The sequence below is a fragment of the Bradyrhizobium sp. HKCCYLS3013 genome, assembly GCF_051167615.1.
GTDB lineage: Bacteria > Pseudomonadota > Alphaproteobacteria > Rhizobiales > Xanthobacteraceae > Bradyrhizobium.
The window spans coordinates 1-25,346 of the sequence record NZ_JBNPTK010000032.1; the positions used below are offsets into that span (position 1 = coordinate 1).

Annotated in this window: 17 protein-coding genes and 1 pseudogene; 5 read left to right on the forward strand and 13 right to left on the reverse strand. The window is 66.4% G+C overall.

Translation table 11 applies throughout. The annotated features are described in order from the left end of the window. Positions 1-1,039 precede the first annotated feature (1,039 nt). Together ACQR1F_RS31600 and ACQR1F_RS31605 are read left to right on the forward strand one after the other, a co-directional pair. Positions 1,040-1,681 (forward strand): annotated as a pseudogene (locus tag ACQR1F_RS31600) (acyltransferase family protein); the annotation flags it as partial. Between the two features lie 148 nt (positions 1,682-1,829). Then, entirely contained in the window at positions 1,830-3,086 is a 1,257-nt protein-coding gene (locus ACQR1F_RS31605) for an acyltransferase family protein (RefSeq protein ID WP_434914515.1), read from the forward strand. Here the strand turns inward: ACQR1F_RS31605 and ACQR1F_RS31610 are convergent. The 3 genes from ACQR1F_RS31610 to ACQR1F_RS31620 all read right to left on the reverse strand — a co-directional run bounded on the left by ACQR1F_RS31610 (position 3,080) and on the right by ACQR1F_RS31620 (position 6,306). Next, a complete protein-coding gene (locus ACQR1F_RS31610; RefSeq protein WP_316182206.1) occupies positions 3,080-4,252 on the reverse strand; it encodes a hypothetical protein in 1,173 nt (390 codons plus the stop codon). The two genes, ACQR1F_RS31605 and ACQR1F_RS31610, sit on opposite strands and share 7 nt — an antisense overlap. Before the next feature lie 229 nt (positions 4,253-4,481). Beyond that, a complete protein-coding gene (locus ACQR1F_RS31615; RefSeq protein ID WP_434914516.1) occupies positions 4,482-5,294 on the reverse strand; it encodes an alpha/beta hydrolase in 813 nt (270 codons plus the stop codon). Between the two features lie 40 nt (positions 5,295-5,334). Further along, positions 5,335-6,306 carry an alpha/beta fold hydrolase gene (locus tag ACQR1F_RS31620; RefSeq protein WP_434914517.1) on the reverse strand — a complete coding sequence of 324 codons (972 nt, stop codon included), beginning with the start codon at positions 6,304-6,306 and terminating at the stop codon, positions 5,335-5,337. 106 nt (positions 6,307-6,412) lie between these two features. Here ACQR1F_RS31620 and ACQR1F_RS31625 point away from each other — a divergent pair, with 106 nt between their 5' ends. Beyond that, positions 6,413-7,324 carry a LysR family transcriptional regulator gene (locus ACQR1F_RS31625; protein ID WP_434893195.1) on the forward strand — a complete coding sequence of 304 codons (912 nt, stop codon included), beginning with the start codon at positions 6,413-6,415 and terminating at the stop codon, positions 7,322-7,324. 146 nt (positions 7,325-7,470) lie between these two features. On the opposite strand, the gene ACQR1F_RS31630 is transcribed toward ACQR1F_RS31625, so the two are convergent. Beyond that, positions 7,471-8,022 carry a carboxymuconolactone decarboxylase family protein gene (locus ACQR1F_RS31630; RefSeq protein ID WP_315801517.1) on the reverse strand — a complete coding sequence of 184 codons (552 nt, stop codon included), beginning with the start codon at positions 8,020-8,022 and terminating at the stop codon, positions 7,471-7,473. A gap of 93 nt (positions 8,023-8,115) precedes the next feature. On the opposite strand from ACQR1F_RS31630, the gene ACQR1F_RS31635 reads away from it, so the two are divergent. Continuing rightward, positions 8,116-8,916: an AraC family transcriptional regulator gene (locus ACQR1F_RS31635; protein WP_315801516.1), complete on the forward strand. Its 801-nt coding sequence runs from the start codon at positions 8,116-8,118 to the stop codon at positions 8,914-8,916. A gap of 30 nt (positions 8,917-8,946) precedes the next feature. On the opposite strand, the gene ACQR1F_RS31640 is transcribed toward ACQR1F_RS31635, so the two are convergent. From ACQR1F_RS31640 to ACQR1F_RS31665, 6 genes are all read right to left on the reverse strand, one after another. Beyond that, positions 8,947-12,456 (reverse strand): PAS domain-containing hybrid sensor histidine kinase/response regulator, encoded by a 3,510-nt coding sequence (locus ACQR1F_RS31640; protein ID WP_434908150.1) that lies wholly within the window; start codon positions 12,454-12,456, stop codon positions 8,947-8,949. A gap of 301 nt (positions 12,457-12,757) precedes the next feature. Further along, positions 12,758-13,987 carry a 5-aminolevulinate synthase gene (gene hemA, locus ACQR1F_RS31645; RefSeq protein ID WP_316218207.1) on the reverse strand — a complete coding sequence of 410 codons (1,230 nt, stop codon included), beginning with the start codon at positions 13,985-13,987 and terminating at the stop codon, positions 12,758-12,760. A gap of 209 nt (positions 13,988-14,196) precedes the next feature. Then, positions 14,197-15,255: an MBL fold metallo-hydrolase gene (locus ACQR1F_RS31650; protein ID WP_434914518.1), complete on the reverse strand. Its 1,059-nt coding sequence runs from the start codon at positions 15,253-15,255 to the stop codon at positions 14,197-14,199. Positions 15,256-15,508: 253 nt separating this feature from the next. Beyond that, the gene (locus ACQR1F_RS31655; RefSeq protein WP_434914519.1) at positions 15,509-17,647 is read right to left on the reverse strand and encodes a methyl-accepting chemotaxis protein; all 2,139 of its coding nucleotides are present in this window, start codon (positions 17,645-17,647) and stop codon (positions 15,509-15,511) included. Positions 17,648-17,890: 243 nt separating this feature from the next. After that, on the reverse strand, positions 17,891-18,625 hold the full coding sequence (locus ACQR1F_RS31660) for a porin family protein (RefSeq protein ID WP_315801511.1): 735 nt from the start codon (positions 18,623-18,625) through the stop codon (positions 17,891-17,893). A 219-nt stretch (positions 18,626-18,844) separates the two neighbouring features. Next, positions 18,845-19,156, reverse strand: coding sequence for a hypothetical protein (locus ACQR1F_RS31665; protein WP_315801510.1), 312 nt, complete (start codon positions 19,154-19,156; stop codon positions 18,845-18,847). A 295-nt stretch (positions 19,157-19,451) separates the two neighbouring features. Here ACQR1F_RS31665 and ACQR1F_RS31670 point away from each other — a divergent pair, with 295 nt between their 5' ends. Continuing rightward, positions 19,452-21,440: a methyl-accepting chemotaxis protein gene (locus ACQR1F_RS31670; RefSeq protein ID WP_434914520.1), complete on the forward strand. Its 1,989-nt coding sequence runs from the start codon at positions 19,452-19,454 to the stop codon at positions 21,438-21,440. Positions 21,441-21,521: 81 nt separating this feature from the next. Here ACQR1F_RS31670 and ACQR1F_RS31675 read toward each other — a convergent pair whose 3' ends face one another. From ACQR1F_RS31675 to ACQR1F_RS31685, 3 genes are read right to left on the reverse strand one after another with little or no spacing between them, the layout of a single operon-like run. Beyond that, the gene (locus tag ACQR1F_RS31675) at positions 21,522-23,786 is read right to left on the reverse strand and encodes a xanthine dehydrogenase family protein molybdopterin-binding subunit (RefSeq protein ID WP_434914521.1); all 2,265 of its coding nucleotides are present in this window, start codon (positions 23,784-23,786) and stop codon (positions 21,522-21,524) included. Continuing rightward, entirely contained in the window at positions 23,776-24,834 is a 1,059-nt protein-coding gene (locus tag ACQR1F_RS31680) for an FAD binding domain-containing protein (RefSeq protein ID WP_434914522.1), read from the reverse strand. Before ACQR1F_RS31680 ends, ACQR1F_RS31675 begins: the two co-directional genes overlap by 11 nt. Next, complete coding sequence (locus ACQR1F_RS31685; protein WP_434874802.1) at positions 24,831-25,325, reverse strand: (2Fe-2S)-binding protein; 495 nt, start codon at positions 25,323-25,325, stop codon at positions 24,831-24,833. Before ACQR1F_RS31685 ends, ACQR1F_RS31680 begins: the two co-directional genes overlap by 4 nt. Positions 25,326-25,346: the final 21 nt, after the last annotated feature.

Below are 25,346 nucleotides of genomic sequence, written 5' to 3' on the forward strand. Positions count from 1 at the left end.
GCTCAAGACCGCAGAAGAATCCACGCCATGCACCATGTCCAGTCTGTCTGAACCGGACAGCCGTGGGACAAGCCCGGCCATGACGACAATGAGGATTGTACGATTGCGCTCCGGCTCGGTGCGCAGCGTCGGCCGATCGTGTCGGACCATCCGTGGTCACGCATTGAACGACTGCGTTCAACTTCGGATCTCCTTTCGCGACACACCTTCTCAGCCTCGCGGCGCCATCGGCGTCCGAGCTTTGCTGATCTTTCGCCCTCTCGAAAGCAGAGGGCGCAGGGAAGGCCGGGCGCTGGCCGCGCCCGTGGCCCGCCTGCAGAAAAAAAGCAGGCGGCAGTCACCACAGGTCTGGCCGAACACGCCCGGCCCTCCCTGCGCGATGGTTTTGACGGCTGCTCCGAGCTCTCCCCGGGGACCGGCGTTCTTGCCCCCGTCATCCGCAACATCGTCGTCACGGACTTGGCATCAGCACCGGGATGCCAGGACCACACGGCTTGACCGTGCGCACCGGATCGTTCGTCCGCGAGACCTAAGCCCGCTGCGACCCGACGCGCCCACCGCATCCCGCGCCCCACGTTCGTGACGATCGCGAAGCGCCCCTCATGGCGGGCACGGGATGGCGCGACGTGTATCATGATTTCGGGGAAAAAGAAATAAGATTCGACGGGCTGTGAATTTGTCGATCTGAATCGATAGCTGAACAGGACTGGAGTTCCGAGGACTCTTGGAGCCAGCGAACGCGCGCGGTCCTTGATCGCGCTCAAGCTGCGAGCAGCCGGTGGCTCTGCCGAGACGCGCTGGTGGGTTTGATCCGAGCATCGGCTGACGGCAAACGGCCGTCGCTGGGGACAACGGAGGCAGACGTAGAGGAGGAATAACTGACCGAGGTCCACAGGACTGGGTGCACAAGGGGACATGAAAATGTCAGCGGGGTTTGAGCTTACGTCACCATTTCGGGTTTGATCGCCAAAAAATTGCAGATTAATGAGTTTGCTCGCGCCGGAAGTATTTGGGCGCGTGCGGAAGAGAGCGGGTCGTTATGCATTCACCAGCCGAGGTGCGCCACGCCAGGGACGCCGTCCATGGGCCTCTCTACCGGCCAGACATAGACGGATTGAGAGCTGTCGCCGTTCTCTCCGTGGTCGCCTTTCACGCCTTCCCTGGCACGCTCCGAAGCGGCTTTGTCGGTGTCGACATCTTCTTCGTGATATCGGGCTTCCTTATCACATCAATTATTCTCGGCGGGCTGGAAAGTGGCACATTCAGCTTTCAGGTCTTCTACGCCCGGCGGATCAAACGGATATTTCCCGCGCTCGCGCTCGTGCTAACCGCATCGTTAGCAGCGGGCGCGCTTCTGCTACTGCCAGACGATTTCCGTCTGCTCGGTAAGCATGTGGCCGCTGGCGCGGGCTTTGTTTCCAACTTTGCTCTGTGGCAGGAAGCCAACTATTTCGACGTCGCGGCAGACACCAAAATCCTTCTGCATCTCTGGTCGCTTGGCATCGAGGAGCAGTTCTATCTCCTGTGGCCGGCGCTGATCTGGATTGCCTGGCGGCTGCGCCTGAACCTGTTCACGGTTTTTGTCGCAATGTTTGCAGCTTCATTTATCTACAACATCAAGGCTACGCCATCGAACCCCGTCGCCGCATTCTATTCTCCGGGAGCCCGCTTCTGGGAGCTGTCGACGGGCAGCATTCTGGCCTATCTGGCATTTTCAACGCCACGGGCGGCGGTCTGGGTCGAAAATGGCCTCGCGACGGTCATAGCGTCCGTTCTCTTCGAGCGCGGGGGGGGGGAACGAGAAGAAGATTTATCGCGACTTTGTTTCGGTGGCGGCTATCGCGCTGATTGCTGCGTCCGTCCTCGTGATCACGCGCCGGCAGGAGTTCCCAGGCTGGTGGGCGCTAATGCCGGTCCTCGGAAGTTACCTGGTCATCCTCGCCGGGCCGGGAGCTTGGCTCAACCGGGTGCTCCTCTCAAATCCGGTCATGGTCTGGATCGGTCTGATCAGCTATCCATTGTATCTGTGGCACTGGCCGCTGCTGACTTTTGTGCGCATCCACTATGGAGCCTCGCCGCCCCCGCAAGCCGTCATCACGTTGTTGGTCGGTGCGTCAGTCGGGCTTGCGTGGGGCACCTATCAGTTTCTCGAGAAGCCCATCCGGTCTGGCGAGCTGCGAGTCTGGATGGTGCCAGGGCTAGCAATGGCGATGATCGCCATCGGCGCATTTGGGCTCCTCGATGTCGCGATGCAGGGTTTCCCGGGCCGGATCAACGACGAGGACAAGCGTGAATATGCGGCGTATTTTTATGGCGGGTCGCCGCTGATCCAGGCCGAGGCTCAGGATATCATGCAGAACCGCTGTAACTTTTACGCCTGGGATAGTCCGGTCCCCACGCTCGCGCCAAGAAAGGCCATCGATCCCAGTTGCTATATGCGGCACTCCGACAAGAGTGTGCTCATTATCGGAGATTCCAATGCTGCGGACCTATATTACGGGCTCAATGAAGTTCTTCCGAAAGATGTGTCGGTGTTGCTGATCCACAGTTCTGGCTGCCAAGTCAGTCCAATTATCGAGCACATCATAGAGACTCACCACTGCAACATGGCTAACTACTTTGCGCTGCGTCGGATTGCGATCGATCCGCCCGATGTTCTGTTGCTTTCATCGAACAACTCGTTCGACATCGAGTACATCCGCAAGTTTTCGATGATGGTGAAGGGGTATGGCGTCAAGAAGGTGCTCGTGCTTGGTCAGCGACCGCATTGGAAGCGCTTTCTGCACAAGATCATTCTGGATGAGTATTGGAAGTCGACCCCGCGGTATATACCGGGTCACCTCGATGACGAGTTGATGTCGTTCACCAAAAAGTTTCAATCGCAGCTGAAGCGCGACGAGCCCTTCGACTTCGTGGACGAAATGCAAGCGTTCTGTAGCGCAGAGGGGTGCCTTGCTTTCCTCGGTGATAACCGTCGCGAAGGGCTGATCACGGCTGATACGGTTCACCTCCGCCCATTCGCCTCGGTCTGGTTGGCGCGCCAACAGCTAGCCCCCCTGATTTTGAGGTCTTTGGGTAGTCAGTAAGCTGAGTCGTACACTTTTCCGTTCTGCGTCATCAGTGGCACGCCGTCGGGCGTACCCGGGATGAAGCAGCCGAACTTCACGAGCAGGCCGTTGCCTCCGACAATGGATGGGCCCACCTTGCGATAGCCATCCCTCCTGGGGCAATTACCGATACGTAGCTGTTCGCTCCCGATGACCATAAACAATCGGTTGATGCTCGGCATGTCGCCCGACTCGTCCGCTATCGGCTCTATGCTGGCGCATCCTTGAGAGCTGCAGCCTAGCGTAAACCGCCCTCCGCCTTGCTCCATGCGCCAGACGATATCGAAATGACCGGCGACTTGGATTCCGCCATTGAAGGACGAGCCTGCCGTTGGACCGTCAAACGAAATAGCGATATCCTTGTCGCCAGATCCGTGAAAGACGAGCTTTCCTGAGCCGTCGAAAACTCCGTTGTTGTGTGCGAGCATTTGCGGTGTATTCGGGTTGTTGTCCCTATTGCAGTGCATCTCGATCTGCCCCTGCGGCCCAAATTGATCCGCCCATAGAAACAGCTCCCCATTGTCGCCTGCCGTAATGCACGTCGCTGCATGCACCAGCTTTATCGTTCCGTTTCCGTTCGGAGATAGCGCGATCAAATTGCTGCCCAGGGGCTGCCCACTAATGGCAACCGCGTCATCTTTGAAGGTTTGGCCGATGGTCGGCGCGATCGTTACGAGCGATTGGCGGGTGTCGAGGTCCTGCTGGATCAGCTGAACGGCGGTGGCGAGATACTTCACTGGCCTGCTGATGCCGTCGTTGCCATCATCGCCGTCATTATCGACGAGGATCTTCAAACTTCCATTCGGAACTTTGTATCGACCGGGCTTGTGCGTCGAAATCCAACGACCTTTGTAGCTTGTTATTCCGACCGACTGGTTTGGATAAAGCCGTGGGTTGATGTCTTGTGGGAAGTCGATCAAGAGCTTGCCGGCCTCGGACTCTTCGTTGACGAGAACGATATCGCATCCATCTTCGATGCCAGTCGCCGCGGGAAGAGTAATTCGTATGTTTCCTCCGAACGCAATAATGTTCTGGTCGCACGCAAGCGGAAGGGGGCCGCTCCGACCGATAGTCCCTATAGGGCGTGACTGCGCGTTGAGGAGCGTGCCCGTAAGCACAATCAAGACGAAAAGAAATCGCCCCACCAAACCAAATCCAATCGGGAAATTTCAAATCTAGGATCAACTAACTTTCTAGGCTTTGTCTGGTAAGGTTCAACCATGGGCTGTGTCAACTGCCGCGATCTGCGTTTGGGTCGCCGACTTCGCTTCAACTCGGTCAAACCCGCCGTTTTTCGAGCCAGTTCCTCCTCCGGCCCTCTCAAGATCGTAGTCGTCGAGTGGGACCCCCGCTAAAGTACGGAGTGGCCGAACGCTAAAGAAACCGCCCCACAAACCCCAGCGCCGTTTCCGCCACCTCGCGCCAGCCGCTGTCGATTGTCAGCGAGTGGCCGCGTTGCGGGAATTGGGCGAATTCGGTGACGGCGTGCTGGTTGCGCTTCTGCCGATCGTAGGCGGCGCGGGCGACCGAGGGCGGCACGGTGTGGTCGTGCTCGCCGGAGATGATCAGCAGCGGGCCGCGTTCGACGGCCTCGCTGTCGACGTGGGCCTCGGTCCAGGGATTGAGGTTGGCGGCCGCGGCCTGGAAGATCGGTCGGCCCGGGGCAGGCGCCTGGTAGGTTTCGTATAATGCGTCGCTCTCGGCTTCCGGCACGGAGTTCGCAAACGCGTAGCGGAATTGTTCGGGGGTAAGACTGACGTTGCGGTTGGCATTGAGCGGGTTCTGCAGGACCGGCCAGGCGGAGCGCAGCGCCGAGACGGGCAGCGGCAGCACGCCGCGGAATGGCGCCGGATCGATCGCGACCGTCGCCGCCGACAGCCCGCGGCCGGCGAGGATCTGCGCGATCAGGCCGCCGAAGGAATGGCCGAGCACGGCGGGGCGCCGGTCGAGCGCGCCCGCGATCGCGGCGAAGTGCGCCGCCACCTCGCCGATCGTTTCGGGCGCTGCGGCGCCGCCCATCTCCGCCGGCCAGCCGGGCGCCAGCGTGGCGTAGCCTGCCGCGTTGAACAACTCGGCCCAGCGGTCCCACGAGCTGGGCTTCAGCCACAGGCCGTGGATGAAGATGACCGCAGGCTTTTGCGCGGCGTTGGCCGCGCCGATCGCATCATCGAGAGCGTGGGTCGACATGATCGGCGCCTTCTGCTGCGTTGGATCAGTTGCGCGAGGATCAGCGCGACGACGGCGTGGCGGCCGGCTGCCCGTTGAGGAAGGCGTCGATCGCAGCGACCGTCGCGGTGGGCTGCTCTTCCATCAGCCAATGGCCGGAGCCTTCGATGACCTGCTCCTGCACGTTGTTCGCGCCGGCCCGCGCCACCACCGCCATGGTCGGGCCGAAGGACGCCGCGCCGCCGATCGCCAGCACCGGCATCGTCAGCTTGCCATGCGCCGCGAGCCAGGCGCGGTTGTCGATGGCGTCCTGATCGAAGGCGGCGAACTGGCTGAAGCCGGCATGCATCCGCCCGGGCCCGGCATAGAGCTCCGCGTAGTGGACGCGCGCGGCCTCCGGGAAATGCGCAGGGTTGGCGGAGAACTCGTTCCAGAAGCGGTCGAGATAGATGCGCTCGCGCCCCGCCACCAGGCGCTCCATGTCGGGGCCGCCGAAGCGGAAGTGCCACAGCAGCGGGTTCTTGAGGATCTCCTCCCACGGGCCGATGCCCGGCACCGGCGCATCCATCAGCACCAGCTTGGTCACGCGGTCGGAATGCCGCGCTGCCAGCGCATAGGCGACCATGTTGCCGATGTCGTGCGCCACGACCTCGGCGGTGCGCGCGCCCAGCGCGTCCATGACGCCGGTGATGTCCTCGGCCTGGTTGGCCTTCTCGAAACCCTTGTCGGCGCGGGCGGAGAGGCCGAGGCCGCGCAAATCGGGCACGATCACGGTGTGGTTCTCGGCGAGCTTGGCGGCGAGCGGCACCCACATGTCGCCGGTGTCGCCATAGCCGTGCAGCAGCACCACCGCGGGTCCTGTGCCGCCGACGCGGACGTGGAGCGTGGTGCCGTTGGCCGGGATCTCCTGGATGCGGAAGCTCTTCGGGAAATGGCCCGGCGCCTCGGTCGCGTCGGCGAGGGCGGCGCTGGTCAGCATCGTGAGTGCGGTGGCGGCAAGGGCGGTGTTTCGCAGCAGGCGGGGCAGGGTCATGACGGTCTCCGTAGGTTGCATCGTGGTGATGCACGCAAAGCTAGACGAACCCCAATCGCGGTATTAGAGGGTAGTGACGCCAAGGATTTTTGATCTGGACGCAAAGATGGTACTGGCCAGCGCGGACCGCGCCCGGGATCTCGAGGTGTTCTGCGCGGTCGCCGACAGCGGCAGCTTCTCGGCCGCGGGCCGGGGCCTCGGGCTGACGCCGTCGGCCGTCAGCCGCACGCTCGACCGCATCGAGGCGCGGCTCGGCGCGCGGCTGCTGCTGCGGTCCACGCGCGTGCTCACGCTGACCGCCGAGGGCCTGGCCTATCTCGCGGCCGCCCGCCGCATTCTCGCCGATCTCGACGAGGCCGAGCAGGCGATCGCGGATCAGGGCGCGCCGCGCGGGCGCATCCGGGTCAGCGCCGCGCTGTCGCACGGCCGCATCTGCATCGTGCCGTTGCTCGGCGAGTTCGTGCGGCGCTATCCGAACATCCTCGTCGACATCAATCTCAGCGACGGCCTCGTCGATGTGGCGGCGGGCCAGGCCGACGTCGCCATTCGCGGCGGTCCGCTGGCCGACAGCGCGCTCACCGCGCGGCGCCTCGGCGCCAATGGCCGCACCATCGTCGCCTCGCCGGACTATCTGGCGCGCTGGGGCGTGCCGCAGACTCCGGAAGACCTCACCAACCACAACTGCCTGAACTTCAGCTTCCGCCGCGCCGAGCCGGTGTGGCCGTTCCGCCGCGACGGCGTCAACTATGCGCTGAAGCTGCGCGGCGCCGTCGAAGCCAACAGCGGCGACACGCTCAGCCAGCTCGCGCTCGATGGCGTCGGCATCGCCCGCGTCGGCGATTTCAGCCTCGGCAACGCGATCGCAGAGGGACGGCTGGTGCCGCTGCTCGAGGCGTTCAATCCCGGCGACAGGGAAGTCTTCCACGCCGTGTTCGTCGGCGGTCCCAACATGCCCGCGCGCGTCCGCGTGTTCGTGGACTATCTCGTGGAGCGGATGGGCGCGAGGGGAGAACCTTAGTTCTTGCCTCAAAGGATGTTCTGCGACCCTCGCAAGCGACAGCGGCCGGGGTTTGCGCCCGGCCGCCGCGCCATGTTCGAGGATGCTCCGTCAACAGACGCTGTCAGATGCAGTGCGCGACGGCATGGATCGTCTGGGAGGCTTCCTTACCCAGCCGTCTGCAGGGTGAGCGCGACCTTCGGGAAGTCGATGTCGGTGTGCGCGGCGTTGTTGACGTAGTTCGTCAGCACGTTGATCGCGACGTTCGCGATGATCTCGATCAGCCGGCCGTCGTCGAGACCCGCCGCGCGCGCCGTGGCGAGGTCGGCGTCGGCGACCTGTCCCTTGGTGTCGACGACGCGGCGCGCGAGGCGGGCGACGGCTGCGTCGATGGCGTCATCAGCGGTGCCTTCGCGAGCCTTGCGGAGGCCGTCCGGGCTGAGGCCAGCGCCCTTGCCCATCAGCGAATGGGCCGAGAGACAATATTCGCAGCCATTGGCCTGGGCGACCGCGAGCGCGACGATCTCGCGTTGCCTCGCGGTGAGCGCGCCCTTGGCGAGTGCATCGGAGAAGGCGATGTAGCCGTTCAGCGCGGCGCCCGACTGCGCGAGCGTCGAGAACAGGTTCGGCGTCATGCCGATCTTGGCCTTCACGGCGGACAGCGTGGCGACGACGCCGGCATCGGCGCTGACGGTGTCGACGGGAGCAATGCGGGGCATGGGAACATCCTTGGTGTGAGGTGCGGGCTTGCACGCCCCCTCCATGCCGGACTATGTGTGGCTTTAGGTGCCAGAAACATTGCAGATCGTCCCATGGACCCTTTTGCCGCGCTGTTTGCCCATGTCACGCCGCGGGCTCGGACCTTCTTCTCCGGCAACCTTTGCAACACCGTGGAATTCGGACCGGAGGGCCATCTGCACCTGTTCAAGGCCGGCGTGCTGACCCTGACCCAGCCGGGCGCAGACGACTTGAAACTGCACGAGCCGACCCTGATGTTCTTTCCGCGCGGACGGACGCATCGCTTCGTCGTCGATCCCGAGCGTGGTGCCGATCTCGTTTGCGCGACCGTCGAGCTCGGCGGCGCCGAGGGCAATCCGATCGGTGAGGGACTGCCCGAGCTCGTGGTGCTGCCGCTCGCCGGGCATCCGACGCTCACGCCGGTCTGCGACCTGCTGGTCGCCGAGGGGTTTGCCGATGGCGGCGGTCGGCAGGCGGCGCTGGACCGGCTGTTCGACTATCTGCTGATCCTGATCGTCCGCGACGTCGTCGCCAGCGGCGCGGTCGAGAGCGGCGTGCTCGCCGGGCTCGCTGACCCGCGCCTGGCGAAGGCGCTGACCGCGATCCATGACGCGCCGGGCCGGGCGTGGAGCCTCGAGGATCTCGCCGATATCGCCGGCATGTCGCGCACGCGCTTCGCCGATCTGTTCCGGGCGCGCGTCGGCCGAACGCCGATCGACTATCTGACGGCTTGGCGCATGACGCTGGCGCGGCAGCTGCTTGCCAAGGGCAAGTCCGTCAAGAGCGTCGCTTCGCAGGTCGGCTACGACAGCGCCGCGGCGTTCTCGCGTGTGTTCAGCCGGGTGTCGGGGCGCCCACCGCGGGAGGTGCGGTAGCCCGAGCGGCCGTTTCGCCGGCCGGCGTTCCTACTCCGCCGCCACCATCTGCTGGATCCGCCACTGTCCCAACAACGCCCGCAGCGACGCCGGCTTCAGCGGCTTGTTGAGCACGGCGACGTTGTCGTCGCGGGCAGCGGCGCGGACGTGGGGGCTGCGGTCGGCGGTGATCAGGATCGCGGGCAGTGCCTCGTTGAAGCGGCGGCGGATGTCGCGGATGGCGGCGATGCCGTTGCCGCGGTCGAGATGGTAGTCGACGAGCAGGCCGGTGACGGCGCCGTCGCGCGCCGCGATCGCCTCCATCGCGGACTCCGGATCAGGCACGGCGATCACCTCGGCGTCCCACGCCGTCAGCAGGGTCTTCATGCCGTCGAGGATCGCCGGATCGTTCTCGATGCAGACGATCAGCGCGCCGGCAATCGGCGTCGTCGCCAGCGGCGTCGCGCTGGTGACGGCGGCGGTGTGGTTGATCGCTTTCGCAATCGGCACCGTGACCGAGAACACCGAGCCGCGGCCGGGCCGCGAGTCCAGCGCGATGCCGTGATTGAGCACGCGGGCGATGCGCTCGACGATCGACAGCCCCAGGCCGAGGCCGCGGGCGATCCGCGCGCCCTGCTCGAGGCGGTGAAATTCCTTGAAGATCTCGCCGCGCTTCACCGGGGGGATGCCGACGCCGGTATCGTAGACGCCGATCTGCAGCGACTGGCCGTGGCGGCGGCAGCCGACCAGCACGCGGCCCTTGGGCGTGTACTTGATGGCGTTGGAGATGAAGTTCTGCAGCAGCCGGCGCAGCAGCAGGCGGTCGGACTCGACCGGCAGCGACGACGGCACGAACACCAGCTCCAGACCCTTGGCGCGCGCGGCGGGCGCGAACTCGATCTCCAGCGAGCGCATCAAATCGGCCATCTTGAAGCTCGACACCGAGGGCGTCATCGCGCCGGCATCGAGCCGGGAGATGTCGAGCAGCGCGCCGAGGATCTCCTCGATCGCTTCCAGCGAGTCGTCGATGTTCTCGACCAGGCGCGAATCCTCGCCGGCCGTCTGCCGCTCGACGAGGCTCGTCACGTAGAGCCGCGCCGCGTTCAGCGGCTGCAGGATGTCGTGGCTGGCCGCCGCAAGGAAGCGCGTCTTGGAGATGTTGGCGTCCTCGGCGGCGCTCTTGGCCAGCGCCAGCTCCGAGTTCAGCCGCGTCAGCTCCTCGGTGCGGTCGCGGACGCGTTTTTCCAGCGTCGCATTGGCGCGCTCCAGTGCCTCGGCGGCCTCGAACGAGGGCGTGACGTCGGTGAAGGTGATGACGAGGCCGCCACCCGGCATGCGGTTGGTGCGGACCTCGATCACCATGTGGCGGTCGGCGAGGCGTTCCAGATAAGGCTCGCCCTCGGTGGTGTAGGCGGCGAGCCGGCGCGCCAGCAGCGCCTCGCCGTCCTCATAGGTGGGCGCGCCGATCGTGCTCATGAATTCGAGGATTTCCTTCAGCGGGCTGCCGATCTGCACCAGATCCGGCGGCAGCCCGAGCAGGTCGACGAACTGGCCGTTGGAGCAGATCAATTGCAGATCGGCGTCGAACACCGCGATGCCCTGACGCACATGGTTCAGCGCGGTCTGCAGGATCTCGCGGTTGAAATGCAGCGCGGCATGGGAATCGTCGAGCAGCTTGAGCGCGGCCTTGGCCGACACCGTGCGCTTGCGCAGGAGCAGCGACATCACCAGGCGCGACGACGCCGCGCCGATCGAGGAGGCGATCAGATGCTCGGCATGGCGCAGCAGCTCGAAATCGGCCGGCGCGGCCGGATCGAGCGGCAGGTTGCGCTGGGCGGCGAAGGCCTCGAACGAGGCGCGGGCGCGGCCGGGGCCGAGATATTGGCCGACCGTGCTCTGGATGTCCTGCACCGTCACGGTCGAGCGCCAGCGGCGGAAGCTCGGCGCGCTCGGCGTCAGCTCGGCCGGCACGAAGATGTCGGCCTGCAACAGCTCGATCGACGACGGCTGCCGCGCCAGCGACAGCACGATGTAGGTCAGCAGATTGAGCGACAGGCTCCACAGCACGCCATGCAGCAGCGGCGGCAGGTCGGTGCCGAGCAGCGCCTGCGGCCTGAGCGCCTCGAGCCCGAACGGGCCGTGCTGAAGAAACAGGATGCCCGCGGTCGAGGTGTCGAGGAAGCTCGGGATGAACAGCGTGTAGAGCCAGACGGCGAAGCCGACCAGCATGCCGCCCATCGCGCCGCGCGCGGTCGCGCGCCGCCAGAACAGGCCGCCGAAGAAGCTCGGCGCGAGCTGCGCGATGGCGGCGAACGACAGCAGGCCGATCGCGGCGAGCTGGGTGTTACCGAGCGCGCGATAGTAGAAATAGGCCATCACCATGATGGCGAAGATCGCGATGCGGCGGGTGCCGAGCAGGAAGCCGGCGAAGTCGCGGCCGATCTCGCGCTGCTCCTGCTGGCGCTGCAGCACCAGCGGCACGACGATGTCGTTGCAGACCATGATCGACAGCGCGACGCATTCGACGATCACCATCGCGGTCGCCGCCGACAATCCGCCGACGAAGACCAGCACCGACAGCCATTGCGAATTGGCCTCGATCGGCAGCGCCAGCACATACATGTCGCTGTCGACGGCGCCGAACGGGAAGGTGATGAGGCCGGCGAGCGCGATCGGGATCACGAACAGATTGATCGCGACGAGATAGAGCGGAAACAGCCAGCGCGCGCGCGACACCTCGGCATCGTCGGCGTTCTCGACCACGCTGACATGGAACTGGCGCGGCAGCAGCATCGCGGCGCAGAACGACAGCAGGGTCATGGTCAGGAAGCTGCCGATGCCCGGCACGTATTCCAGCGCGCGCTCGGCCTCCGGCGATTTCATCGCACGCTCGATCAGCTCGACCGGCGAGAACATAACGAAGGTGACGAAGGCGCCGGCGGCGATGAAGGCGACCAGCTTGATGATCGATTCGGTCGCGACCGCCAGCATCAGGCCGTGCTGGTGCTCGGTGGCGTCGGTCTGGCGGGTGCCGAACAGCACCGCGAAGATCGCCATCGCCAAGGTCACCATCAGCGCCATGTCGCCGACGATCGGGATATGGGCGAAGGCGCGGTCGTCGACCATGATGGTCTCGAGCGACGATGCCACCGCCTTGAGCTGCAGCGCGATGTAGGGCACCGAGCCGATGATCGCGATCAGCGCCACGGTCGCCGCCACCGCCTGGCTCTTGCCGTAGCGGGCGCCGATCAGGTCGGCGACCGAGGTGATGTTCTGCGACTTGGCAAGGCGGATGACTCGGCGCAGCAGCGGCGTGCAGGCGCCGACCATCAGGATCGGCCCGAGATAGATCGCGAGGAAGTCGACGCTGTTGCGCGAGGCGAAGCCGACCGAGCCGAAGAAGGTCCAGGACGTGCAGTAGATGGCGAGCGACAGCGGGTAGATCAGCCCGGCCAGCGGTGACGGCCGCCGTTCACCGGCCCGGTTGCCGCGGCTGGCGACCAGGAACAGGAACCCGATATAGCCGAACGCGGCCAGGATCACGCCCCAGTCGTGCAGCATGGTGTTTACGCGAACTCCTCGATCGCTCCGCCCCGGGAATTGGCCGCGAGTTTAGCGCTTTGGGGGAGGCGGGGCGATAGCTATCCCTCCGGCGCGCGGGGAATGACGAGGGCGTCCTTAAGCGCGATCGGTCTTGCTTCCCGCAGCGCCGGCGTGGTCCGTCTCACCTTCGTTCACCGCCCCAGTCGATGAGAGCCGACGTCCTCGCGGCCCGGCCGGTCTGCTCCCCTCCCCGCAAGGGGGAGGGGAGCGCACCGCCGTCGCGGGAACGTGCGCGGGCTCACCACAGCAAATCGAATAACTACTCCGCCGCCAGCGGCTTCTCGTGCAGCGCGAGTCCCAGGCGTTCCCAGACCTGCAGCAGGGCCTCGGCCAGGCGGTCGATCAGGCCGTCGTCGTGGTAGGGCGAGGGCGTGATGCGCAGGCGCTCGGTGCCCTTGGCGACCGTGGGGTAGTTGATCGGCTGGATGTAGATGCCGTGCTCTTCCAGCAGCAGGTCGGAGGCCTGCTTGCACTTCTCGGGATCGCCGACGAACAGCGGCACGATGTGGGTGTCGTTGGTCATCACCGGCAGGCCGGCGGCGTGGAGGACCGCCTTCACCCGCGCGGCGCGGTCCTGGTGGCGTTCACGCTCCCAGCTCGACGATTTCAGGTGCTTGATCGCAGCCGTGGCGGCCGAGCAGATTGGCGGCGGCAGCGCGGTCGTGAAGATGAAGCCCGGCGCGTAGGAGCGCACGGCATCGATGATCTCGCCCTTGGCGGCGATGTAGCCGCCGAGGCAGCCGAACGCCTTGGCCAGCGTGCCTTCGAGGATGTCGATGCGGTGCATGACGCCGTCGCGCTCGGCGATGCCGCCGCCGCGCGGGCCGTACATGCCGACCGCATGCACCTCGTCGACATAGGTCATCGCGTTGTAGCGCTCGGCGAGATCGCAGATCTCAGCCAGCGGTGCGACGTCGCCGTCCATCGAATACAGGCTCTCGCAGGCGATCAGCTTCGGCCGGTTCGGGCCCGCGGCGATCAGCAGCTGCTCGAGATGGGCGAGATCGTTGTGGCGCCAGATCTGGCGCTCGCAGCCGGACTGGCGCACGCCCTCGATCATCGAATTGTGGTTCAGCGCGTCCGACAGGATCAGGCAATCCGGGATCAGCTTGGCGAGCGTCGCGATGCCGGTCTGGTTGGAGACATAGCCTGACGTGAACAGCAGCGCCGCTTCCTTGCCGTGGAGGTCGGCGAGCTCGGCTTCCAGCTGCACCAGGGGATGATGGGTTCCGGCGATGTTGCGGGTGCCGCCGGCGCCGGTGCCGACGCGGGTCGCGGTCTCGACCATCGCGCCGACCACCCTGGGGTGCTGGCCCATGCCGAGATAGTCGTTGGAGCACCAGATCACGACATTGCGCGGTCCGCTCGGCGAGTGCCAGGTCGCATGCGGGAACCGGCCGGCGATGCGTTCGAGATCGGCGAAGACACGGTAGCGACGCTCATCATGCAGGCGACCGAGGGCGGCACTGAAGTACTGGCTGTAGTCCATCACGAAACCCGAACTGGCGCGCTGCAGTGCAGCACCTGAAGCGAAAACCTCGCGGCATGCGTGGCGTGAGGTCTTCTTAGAGCGTTTCCAGAGCGGCTGTCGAGCCGGAATCCCACGGCGGGAATTGGGCGATTTGTCCAAGGGGGAGCTGATCCCGGCTGAACGGCGCCAGGATTGCGGCGACGCGGCGGCGTTGCGGCCCCGCAGCCTCAGGTGGTGCGATAATGCAGCACGCCGTCGGCGTCGCCGGCGGTCAGGCGGCCCTCGACCAGCATGTAGTTGACATGCGCGATCAGCTCGCCGGCGGCGAAGCCCATCTGATGCGCATCGAGCACGTGCTTGTGGAACACGACCGGCACGAGCTGCGCCGAGGTTTTCGGCTCGTCGCGGCAGGCGTCCGCGATCATCCGGCAGCGCTCCTCGTGGTGGTCGGCGAGCTGCTTGATGCGCGTCTTCAGCCCGTAGAACGGCACGCCGTGGCCGGGCAGCACCAGCACGTCATAGGGCAGGGTGGTGGTGAGGCTCGCCAGCGACGCCAGATATTCGCCGAGCGAGTTCTGGTCCGGCTCGACCGCCCAGACGCTGACATTGGGCGAGATCTTGCTCAGCACCTGGTCCGCGGACAGGAACAGCTTGTCGGCGGCGCAATACAGCATGACCTGGTCGAGCGCGTGACCGCCGCCGGTGATGACCTTGAAGCGCCGGCTGCCGATCTGGATCTCGTCGCCATGGGAGATGCGGCGGTAGGAGGCCGGCAGCACCGAGACGCGCTGCAGATATTCCTGGCCGCGGCCGAGCAGCTTGTCGGTCAACGTTTCGTCCATGCCGTGGCGGCGGAAGAACAGCCGCTGCGCATTGCGGCGCTCCTCGGTGCCGCGGTTCTGGTGATAGACCGACTGCAGGTACTCGACCTGCGACATCACCAGCGGGCAGGCGAAGCGCTCGACGATCCAGCCGGCGAGCCCGACATGGTCGGGATGCGAATGCGTGACAATCAGCCGGGTGATCTTCACGTGCTTCAGCGGGCCATCGAGCAGCCGCGTCCAGGCGGCGATCGACTCCTCGTTGCCGAAGCCGGAGTCCACCGCGACCCAACCATCGCCGTCGGCGAGCAGATAGATGTTCACATGGTTGAGGCGGAACGGCAGCTTCAGGCGCAGCCACAGCACGCCGGGCGCGACCTCGACGACCTGGTCCTCACCGGGATGCTGCTCCCAGGGATAGCGCAGGGCTTCGGCGGAGGAGGGAACGGTGTCTGTCTTGGTCATGCCTCATCGATTAACGGCCGCCGCGGGCGAGCGCCAGCCGAAAAACGCGATGGAAGCGGCATGGCTGGACGGCATTCCGGGACGCGGCAGGCCGGGCCTCATGGTTCGAGACGGCGCTGCGCGCCTCCTCACCATGAGGGTTGAGGGTCGGCGCTTCGATCCCACGCCCGGTTGGCCGCAAAGCGACCTGCGCCTCCTCACCCTGAGGAGCCGGCCGCAGGCCGGCGTCTCGAGGGGCGAGGCCCGATATCGACTACGCCGCCCTGATGTTGGTCAGGAACGCGTCGACCTCCGCGCGCAGCGTCTCCGCCTCGCGGCGCAGCGCCTCCGAGGCGCTGAGCACCTCGTTGGCGGAGGTGCCGGCCTGGGCCGAGGCGCTGGAGACGCCGGTGATGTTGTTGGAGACCTCGGTGGTGCCGGAGGCCGCCTGCTGGATGTTGCGGGCGATCTCGTGCGTCGCCGTTCCCTGCTGCTCCACGGCGGCGGCGATCGCGGTGGTGACGTTGTCAATCTCGGCGATGGTCCCGCCGATGTTGCGTATCGCCGACACGGCCGACGAGGCGACCTGCTGCATGCTCGCGATCTGCGAACGGATCTCGTCGGTGGCCTTGGCGGTCTGGCTCGCCAGGCTCTTCACCTCCTGCGCGACCACCGCGAAGCCGCGCCCGGCCTCGCCGGCGCGCGCCGCCTCGATGGTGGCGTTGAGGGCGAGCAGGTTGGTCTGCGAGGCGATCGCCTGGATCAGGTCGACGACGACGCTGACGCGGCTCGCATTGTCGGCGAGCCCCTGCATCGTCGAGTCGGTGGCGCCGGCTTCCTCGACCGCCTTCTTGGCGATCTGGGCCGAGGTCACGACCTGGCGGCTGATCTCCGCGATCGACGACGACAATTGCTCGGTGCCGGCCGACACGGTCTGGACGTTGACCGAAGTCTCCTCGGCAGCCGCCGCGACCGCATTGACCAGCGAGTTGGACTGGTCGGCGGTCTGCGACATGCTCTGTGCGGTCGCCTGCATGGCCGTGGCGGAGTTCTGCAGCGTGCCGAGGGCGCTGCGCACCGTCGCCTCGAACGTGGCGATCTGGGCCTCCATGCGCGCGGCGCGCTCGGCCTTGGCGGCATTCTCGCGGTCCTGCTCGGCGGCCAGGGTGCGGGCACGGACCATGTTTTCGCGGAACACCTGTAGGGTGTCGACCATCGCGCCGATCTCGTCGCGCTGCTTCGAGGCCGCGATCTCGGTGTCGAGATCGCCGCTCGACAGCGTCTGCATCGCCTGCTGCAGCCGCTTGATGCGGCGCAGGATGTTGCCGCCGACATAGAGCCAGACGAACAGCACCGAGCCGAGCAGCGTGGCTGCGCCGGCGCCGACCATGCCGAGCGTCGCCAGCTCGATGTCGCGGCCCGCCGTGGAGGTGGCACCTTCGGTCGACTTGCGAACGCCTTCGACGAGCTGCTGCACGCTGATGTCGAGGCCGACATTCAGCTTGCGCGTCTCCTCCAGCACGGTCTGGCCGTAGTCGTTGGCGTCGAGCTCCTTCTCGCGGGTCTTGAACACGCGGGTCTTGCCCTCGCCGAGCGCGGCGAGCTTCAGCGCGGCGTCGTGGATCGCCTTGGTGCTGCGGCCGGTCGGCAGCAGTTCGAGATTGGATTTGAGCTGCGCCAGCGCCTCCTTGAACTGCCGCTCGATCGTCTCCAGCGTGTCGCTGTCGTTGGCCGAGAGCGCGGCGGCCATCTGCGCCACCAGCAGGTTGCCGGATGCGATCACGTTGCCGAGCTGCTCGACGAAGCGGGCGGCGGCCGTCGCGTCGTCCGCCGACACCTCGGCCGCGCCGAGCACGGCGTTGAGCTGCGTCTGCGCGTCCAGCATCGGCTCGTTGGCGGCGGCGGTGAAGTCCGCCTGCGCCTTGCGCAGGGCGTCATACTGCTTGTTGTGAAGGGCTGCGACGTCGAGCCGCTCGCGCGCCGCCGACACCAGGCTCTGATTGGCCTCGTTGATGTTCTTGATGGTCTCGGCGAGCGGCGCCACCACGCTTTTCGCGGCGCCGAGCGCGCTGATCTCGCTCAGCCGCTCCTGCGTGGTCTTCTGGATCTCCTGCATCCTCTTCAGGCGATCGTTGAGCGCGTCCTCGCTCTGGGACTGCAGCAGCGCCGGGCCGAGGCTCGCCAAGCTGGAGCTCTGCGCCAGCAGTTGCAGGCTCGAGGTCAGGCGCGGAATGTCGCGGCCCGAGAGCTCGACCATGGCGCCGCCGACGTGGCGCAGCATCAGTCCCGCAGCGACGCTGATCGCGATCGCCATGCCGGCGATCACCGCGAAGGCTGCGAACAGGCTGCCGCGGACGCCCCACCTGGGTCGCAGCGCCCCGAGCATCCTGCTGAAGCTGAACCGAATCGCCATCTCTGGTGTCCCCCAATATGCACTATTTGTAGCTGTTGCTTGCAGGCAGTATCGGGGCCGGCGGTTAACAAATCAGGGAAACTACTCAGGGCGTGCCGAATTTTCGCGGATTTTCGCATTTCACCGCGCGGCATTTAACGGGATGGAAGGGATTGTTCGGCCGCGCTTTCGATAACCTATGACAGAAAAGGCCGGCATCGCTGCCGGCCTTCCCGTCGTTTGTTGTTATTTGACGCCTGCGGATCAGTAGCGGGCCGCGAGCGGAGCGCCCCAGTTGAAGCGGTAGTTCACGCCAGCCTTGAAGGTGTGGTCGTCGGTGGTGAAGCTGCCGGTCGGGACCAGCGCGGCGGGCGCCGTGAAGGTGGCGCTGCCGAAATTGTAGTACTGATACTCGGCCTTGGCCGACCAGTTGGGCGCGAACATGTATTCGAGGCCGGCGCCGACGGTCCAGCCGTTGCGGTGGTCGCCGCTGGTCGCGAAGCCGACCGGCGTTCCGGCGAACGTCACCTTCTCGTTGTTGTCGGAATAGGCATAGCCGCCCTTCACGTAGAGCAGGCCCGGACCCCAGGTGTAGCCGAAGCGGCCGGTGATCGAGCCGAGGCCGCGCTGGCTGTTGGTGTAGGCGTAGCCGCCCGGGAATGCTGCTCCGACGCTGCCGCTCAGCCAGCTGTACTGGCCTTCCGCGCCGATCACCCAGGTCGGGGCGAACTGCCAGTCGGCGCCGACCTGCACGCCGCCCAGGAAGCGGCCGTTGGAGTTGTTGCCAGTGGCGAGGCCGGAGAAATTGTTGTCGCTGGAGAACGCGCCGCCGAGATGGGCGCCGAGATAGAAGCCGGTCCAGTTGTAGATCGGAGCGGCGTAGGCCGGCGGCGCCTTGGTGGCGTAGGGGTAGGTCCGGGCGCCGAGATCGGCGGCGAAAGCGGACTGGGCCGAAGCCAGCGCGGCGACTGCAACGGTTGCGAACAGGATCTTCTTCATGGCGGGTCTCCGATACTCAACTAACAAGGCTCGCGCGTCGCGCGCCGTCGATGGATCGGAGATAGATCGCTTTTGAGTAAAATGCTGTCACTCGCGCAGCACACCGGCTTCCAACCCGACTTTCTCCGGGCAAAGGTTCTGGCGTAGTTAGCAATGCACTAACGAAGGCTGAACCGGGAGTTAACGCCGCGCCTTGCTGTGCCGTCGCGGCACAACCGGTTAAGGCGCGTTAAGGGCTCGATGCAGATCCGCGACTGCGTCGCGCAGCTGCTCGCGATGAACGATGTCGTCCTTGGGCATCGAAGCGATGCCGGCGGCGAGCTCGCGAAGAATCCCGGCGAGCAGTCCAAAGTGCAGATGCATGCGGATCGATTTTCGGACGTCCTCGGGGCCGGGCCGCTCCAGGGTCAATGCCAGGCCGGATGATTCGAGATGGGCTTCGAACCGCGAGGAATGCTCGAACGTGCCGGCATAGAACTTGTCGGGATATTCGAGCGCGATCTCGGCCTTGTCCGGGATGGGTTTCGACATGGTGGCTCCTGGTGGCTCCTGCAGCAACGACGCTTGAATGTTCGCAGATCCACCTCCCGCCGCCTTGCGCCAGGTCAGAGTGGGAGGAGCGCCTGTATCCCCGGCCGAACGGGCTGCACCGCATTTCTACGGGGGCGGAAATTTACCTTCCCTGAGAAAAGGTTGTGCACGCTGATCAAATTAACGACTCGATGCCGGTCGTTCCGGACGGACCATCTCCATGCAAGCGAACGGAGAGGGCTCCGGCGGGACGACGGCGGGTGCAGTCCACGCTCCAGCGAAATGTGCCGCCGCCATGAAGATGCGTCTCTCCATTTCCACGTTCATTGCGGCTTTCGGCCTCGTGCTCGCACTCGGCTTCGGTGCGGTCGTGCTGACCAGCGCCTTTGCGCTGCGCGAGCTCAAGGTCGGCGGGCCGCTCTACGACAAGATCAAGCTCGGCAATGATCTGGTGGCCGACATCCTGCCGCCGCCTGAATATGTGCTCGAGGCCTATCTCGAGGCGACCCTCGCACTCCGGACGCCGAAAGATCTAGACACGCATGTCACGAAGCTGGCGCAACTGAAGAAGGACTATGAGGATCGCAAGACGTTCTGGACCGGCTCGGCGCTGCAGCCTGATCTGAAATCGCTGCTGGTCGAACGATCGGACGGCGAGGTCCGGAAATTCTGGCAGGCCCTGGAAGCCGAGTTGATCCCGGCGCTGCGCTCCGGCGACATGGCGAAGGCCGATGCCGCCTATGCCCGGCTGGCCGACGCCTACGCCGCCCACCGCGCGGTGATCGACACGCTGGTCGACAAGGCGAACAAGTTCAATTCGGACATGGAGGCGACGGCGGCGACCCAGGACCGCAGCATCTCCATCATCGTGTGGAGCGTATCAGGCATCGTTCTGGCCCTGGTCGTCGCCGGCATGTCGGGTCTGGTGCTCGGCGTCGTCCGTCCTCTGTCGCGCATGACCGGCCTGATGCGGCGGATCGCCGAGGGCGATCTGTCGGCCGATATCTCCTATTCCGAACGCGGCGACGAGATCGGCGCGATGGCGGGCGCGCTGAGCATCTTCAAGACCAACGCGCTCGAGAACGCGAGCCTGCGCGACAGGCAGGAGCGCGATCGCTCGGCCGCCGAGGAGCACAAGAAGCGCGCCATGCTCGACATGGCCGACGTGATCGAGCGCGAGACCGAGACGTCCGTCGAAGCCGCGGCCGGCGCATCGCGCCAGGTCGAGGCCGTGGCCGCAGGCCTCTCGAAACTGGCCGAGGAGCTGTCGACCGATGCGCAATCGGTGGCCGCCGCCTCGGAGCAGTCGCTCTCCAATGCCCAGACGGTCTCGTCGGCAGCCGAGCAACTGAGCTCGGCGATCCGCGAGATCTCGAGCCAGGTGGCGCGCGCCAGCACGATCACCAAATCGGCGGTGACCGGGCGTGAGAAGGCCAAGAACACGATGCTCTCCTTGTCGACGGCCGTGGACAAGATCGCCGAGGTCTCCAACCTGATCGGCGGCATTGCCGAGCAGACCAACCTCTTGGCGCTCAATGCCACCATCGAGGCCGCGCGCGCCGGCGATGCCGGCCGCGGCTTTGCCGTGGTTGCGGCCGAGGTCAAGTCGCTGTCGGATCAGACCGCCAAATCGACCGAGGAGATCTCGCGCCTGATCGGCGAGGTACAAACCACCACGCAGGCCACCGTCGACGTCGTCGAAGGCATCGGCAGCCAGATTTCCGAGATCGACGAGGTCGCGGCCTCGATCGCTGCGGCGATGGAGGAGCAACACGCGGCGACCCAGGAGATCAGCCGCTCGGTCCAGTCATCGGCCAGCGCGGCGCGCGACGTGTCGTCCAAGATCGGCAATGTCGGCAGGGATGCCGGCATGGTCAACGATCGGGCCGCCGAGGTGCGCAGCGCCATCGGCTCGGTGGCGACGGGCCTGACCTCGCTCCGCGCCACGCTGGTGAAGGCTGTGAGGACCGCGACCGCCGAAGCCGACCGCCGGCAGTCGCCGCGGATGAAGTCGACCCTGCCGATCAAGGTCGTCGACGATCGCAAGGGCGTGGTGAAAGCCGATCTGGTGGATATTTCCGAGGGCGGCGCCTGGTTCCGGTTCGACCCCGAGCCGGGCATCGGCGATCGCGGCGTCATGGAGTTCAGCGGCTTCGATGGCCGCGTGCCCTATCGGGTCCGCGCCCGCGACAAGGACGCGCTGCATGTCGAGTTCGGCGCCGGCCAGAACCGCGAGGCGTTCCTGGCGTGGTTCAGGCGGACCTTTGCGCGGCAAGCGGCGTAAACGGAGCGAGGTCGCTGGCCTCCGCTCTCGGTCAGGAGAACGGAGGCATTGCTTCGAACGGGTTTCGTTGCCGCGCTCACGTCATTGACGCGAGACCAGATCGCTGATCCGCACCGGAAACCGCCTGATGCGGATGCCGGTCGCATGCGCCACCGCATTGGCGACTGCGCCGGCCGAGCCGGTGATGCCGATCTCGCCGACGCCCTTGATGCCGAGCGGATTGACGAACGGATCGTGCTCCTCGACCGTGAACGCCTCGATCGCCGGCACGTCGGCGCTCACCGGCACATGATACTCGCCGAGATTGGCGTTCATGATGCGGCCGGTGCGGCGGTCGGTGACCGCCTCCTCGTGCAGCGCCAGCGAGATGCCCCAGATCATGCCGCCGACGAGCTGGCTCTTCACCAGCTTCGGGTTGATGATCCGCCCTGCCGCGAATGCGCCGACCATGCGAGTCACCCGGGCCTGGCCGAGATCGGGATCGACCTTCACCTCCGCGAAGACCGCGCCATGTGAATGCATCGCGTATTGCTCGTTGGCGGCAGGGTCGGGCATGCCGCTGCCGGAGCCCTCGACCTCGTCGAGGCCGGCGCGTGCGAGGATGTCGGCATAGCTCTCGCCGCGGCCCTCGTCGTCGCGCCGGAGCAGCCGGCCGTTGCGCGCGATCACGCCGGCATTGCCGGCGCCGAACAGCGGCGAATGCTGATCGGAGGTCGCGAGCTCCGCGAGCCTGGCGATGACGGCGGCGCCGGCATTGTGGATCGCCGTGCCGACGGTCGCGGTATGTGCCGAGCCGCCGGCGATGCCGGCATCCGGCAGGTCGGAGGTGCCGGCCTTGAACGTCACCTGATCGAGCTCGAGCGCGAGAGAATCCGCCGCGACCTGCGCGAACGCGGTCCAGGCGCCCTGGCCCATGTCGTGCGCGCCGCTCTCGACCACGCCGGTGCCGTCGCGCCGGATCACCGCGCGGGCCTGGCCTGCAAACATCAGCGCATGGAACGTCGCGGTGCCCATGCCCCAGCCGACCAGGAAGCCGTCTCTGTCGCGCATCATCCGCGGCTTCAGCGGCCGATCCCACCAGCCGAACTTCTCCGCGCCTTGCGTGTAGCACTCGCGCAGCGCCTTCGACGAGAACGGCTTGCCGGTGGCCGGCTCGACCTCGGCGTAGTTCTTGACGCGAAATGCCAGCGGATCGAGGCCGCAGGCTTCGGCCATCTCGTCGACCGCGCTCTCCAGCGCGATCGATCCCGGCGCGATGCCGGGGGCGCGCACGAACAGCGGCGTGCCGGTGTCCATGCGTACCGCGTCGTAGGTCGTCGCGATCGCCGGCGCGGCGTACAGCGTGTGCGTCACATGCGCCGCGGCTTCATAGAAGTCCTCGAAGCTCGAGGTTGCGATCCTCGCGTGGTGACGGATCGCCGACAATTGTCCGGTGTTGCTGGCGCCGAGCTGCAGCGTCTGCCGGGTCGGCGAGCGATGGCCGAACGGGCCGTAGAGCTGCTCGCGGCGCGCCACCAGCTTCACCGGCCGGCCGACCATCTTCGCGGCGAGGATGCCGAGCACCTGCGGGCCGGCCATCAGGCCCTTGCCGCCGAAGCCGCCGCCGAGATAGGGGCTGCGGATCAGGATGTTGTCCGGCGCGATGCCGAACAGCTCGGCCAGGCGGCCGCGCATCATCACCAGGCCCTGGGTCGGTGTGTCGATGATGAGCCTGTCGCCCTGCCACTCGGCGACGATCGCGTGCGGCTCCATCGCGTTGTGATAATGCGGCGGAGTCTCGTAGATCGCGGTGATCTGCTTGTCGCTGCCCGCCAGCGCGGCCTCGATATCGCCGTGATGGCTCTCGGCGGGAAACCCCATGCCGACGACAGGCGGCACATAGGCGTCAGCGGCATCGAGACCGATGCGGGCCGGCTCGGCCTCGTAGCGCGGCGACAGCAGCGCGGCGCCCTCGGTCGCGGCTTCCAGGCTTTCGGCAATGACCAGCGCGATCGGCTGGTTGGCGTAGCGCACACGGTCGTTCTGCAGCGCCTCGAAGCGGAACGCGAACGGGTTCGGCTTGCCGTCGGGATCGGCATGCAGCGGCGGCCGGTTGGCGGAGGTCATCACCTCGACGACGCCGGGATGCGCCTTGGCGGCTTCGACATCGAGCGCGACGACACGGCCGCGCGCGATGCTGGAGACCGCGAGCACGGCATAGAGCAGGCCGGGCGGATTGTTGTCGGCGGCGTAGCGCGCGGTGCCGGTGACCTTGGCGCGGCCATCGACGCGGGACAGCGGCTGGCCGACGTTGGAGCCGTGTCTGACATGGGCGGGATCGCGGGAGGGATTGAGCTCAGGCGTCATGAAGTGCTCCTGGAACGGCGGAGAAGGGAGAGGCCGGCAGCGCCGGCACGCGCGACGGCGTGCCCTCGGCTGCGGCGGCCAGCGCGCGCATGATCAGGCTGCGCGCGAGCGGGATCTTGTGGGCGTTGTCACCGGATGGCTTTGCATCGCGCAGCGCGATCTCGGCAGCGTGCTGGAATGTGTGCGGCGTGGCCGGCTGGCCCGTGAGCAGCGCTTCGGCCTGGTGGGCGCGCCACGGCTTGGCGGCGACGCCGCCGAGCGCCAGACGTGCGTGCGTGATGGTGCCGTTCTCGATCACGAGACCGGCCGCGGCGGAGACGACGGCGAAGGCGTAGGAATTGCGCTCGCGCACCTTCAGATAGCGTGCATGCCCGGCGAACGCGCGCGCGGTCGCGGGCAGCCGGACCGCGACGATCATCTCGCCCGGCGCGAGCACGCTCTCGCGCTCCGGCGTGGTGCCGGGCAGCAGATGCAGCGCCTCCAGCGCGACCTCGCGCCGGCCGGAGCCGCCTTCGATCTCGACGATCGCATCGAGCGCGGCGAGCGGCACGCAGAAGTCCGAGGGATTGGTGGCGATGCAGGCCTCGCTCCAGCCGAGCACGGCGTGCTGATGGGTGTCGCCGCCGCGCGCGTCGCAGCCTGCGCCCGGCGTGCGCTTGTTGCAGGCGGACGCCGTGTCGTAGAAATAGGCGCAGCGTGTCCGCTGCAGCAGATTGCCGCCGACGCTGGCCGCATTGCGCAGCTGCGCCGACGCGCCCGACAGCAGCGCCTCGGCGACCGCCGGGAAGTCGCGCGCGAAGGCTGCGTCATGGGCAAGGTCCGCATTGCGCACCAGCGCGCCGATCCGGACGTCGCCATTGCCTGACGTCTCGATGCGCGTCAGCTCCTTGATCTGGGAGATGTCGACCAGCCGCGCCGGCCGCACGACATTGCCCTTCATCAGGTCGAGCAGGTTGGTGCCCGAAGCGAGATAGGCCGCGCCGGGCGCGCTGGCCGCTGCGATCGCCTCCGCGACCGTCGACGGCTTCACGTAGTCGAACCGGTTCATGCCGCGCGCTCCTTGTCCTCGGTGAGCGTCGCCTGGGCGTCGAGCACGGCCTCGACGATGCCGACATAGGCGCTGCAGCGGCACAGATTGCCGCTCATGCCTTCGCGCACGCGCTCCGGATCGCTCCCGGCCTGGCCTTCGTTGATGAGGCCGACCGCGCTCATGATTTGGCCGGGCGTGCAGAAGCCGCATTGCAGGGCGTCGTGGGCGATGAAGGCCTCCTGCACCGGGTGCAGCTGGTCTCCGTTGGCGAGCCCCTCGATGGTGGTGACGGCGGCGCCGTCGAGGCTGAGCGCGAGCGTCAGGCAGGCGTTGATACGGCGCCCGTCGATCAGGACGGTGCAGGCGCCGCACTGGCCGCGGTCGCAGCCTTTCTTGGTGCCGGTGAGATGGAGGCGCTCGCGCAGCAGGTCCAGCAGCGTGACGCGGGGGTCGTCGAGCGCAAGGGTTCGCGGCTCACCGTTGACGGTGAGTCTGACAGTCCAATTCATGCGTTGTTCCGATCGAAGCGA